The organism is Dietzia sp. DQ11-44, assembly GCF_014145205.1.
In the GTDB taxonomy this organism is placed as follows: domain Bacteria; phylum Actinomycetota; class Actinomycetes; order Mycobacteriales; family Mycobacteriaceae; genus Dietzia; species Dietzia natronolimnaea.
The window spans coordinates 1-936 of the sequence record NZ_JAALEC010000398.1 but is presented as its reverse complement, the minus strand read 5'-3'; the positions used below and the strand labels follow the sequence as shown (position 1 = coordinate 936).

The window sequence follows — 936 nt, the reverse complement described above, 5'->3', positions numbered from 1 at the left end:
GGGCGGCCCGGCCCCGAGCCGGGTCCCTGCAGGTGACCCGCCGGGCCCGTCAGCTCCCGTCGCCGCGGGCGCGGTCGTAGCGACGGAGGGTCTCGCGGCGCTCCTCGGCGTGGTCCACGATGCGCTCGGGGTACCCGTGGTCGTATCCGTCCGCCGCTCGCCACGGTTCGTGGGCGGCGGCGCCCGACAGGTGCGCGAGCTCGGGGATCCACCGGCGCACGTAGTCGCCGTCCGGATCGAACTTCACCCCCTGGGTGACGGGGTTGAACACCCGGAAGTACGGCGAGGCGTCGGTGCCGGTCCCGGCCACCCACTGCCACCCGTGGTTGTTGGAGGCCAGGTCGCCGTCCCGCAGGTGGTCGAGGAAGTACCGGGCCCCGGACGGCCACCACACGTGGAGGTCCTTGACCAGGAAGCTCGCGGTGACCATCCGGACGCGGTTGTGCATCCACCCCTCGGCCCGCAGCTGCCGCATCCCGGCGTCCACGAACGGGTAGCCGGTCAGCCCCTGTTGCCACGCCTCGACGAGCGCGGCGGTCTCCGGGCCCTCGTCGTAGTCCATCCCCTCCAGCGTGTCCCGGAGATCGCGCCAGGCGGAGCGGGGCCGGTGCCACAGGACGTCCGCGTAGAACTCGCGCCACGCCAGCTCGGTGACGAACCGACGCGCGCCCTCGGAGTCCGAGCCGGGGTGATCGGCGAGCTCGGCCAGGATCGTGCGCGGGTGGATCTCCCCGTACTTCAGGTGCACGGACAGTCGGCTGGTCGTGTCGAGGTCGGGCCGGTCCCGCTGATCGCCGTACGAGGTCAGGTCCTCGTGCAGGAATTCCCGCCACCGCGCGAGGGCCGCCTGCTCCCCGGCCTCTCCCCCGCGCCCCGCGCCTCCCGGCCCGGGGTCGACGTCCTCGGACGCGCCCGAGTCGGGGTCCGCGGCCCACG

Annotated in this window: 1 protein-coding gene; it reads right to left on the bottom strand. The window is 74.1% G+C overall.

Annotation, left to right across the window (positions count from 1 at the left end):
- Positions 1 to 49: 49 nt before the first annotated feature.
- A partial coding sequence (locus G6018_RS10480) for a deoxyribodipyrimidine photo-lyase (protein WP_206685264.1) occupies positions 50 to 936 on the bottom strand: 887 nt, incomplete at its 5' end.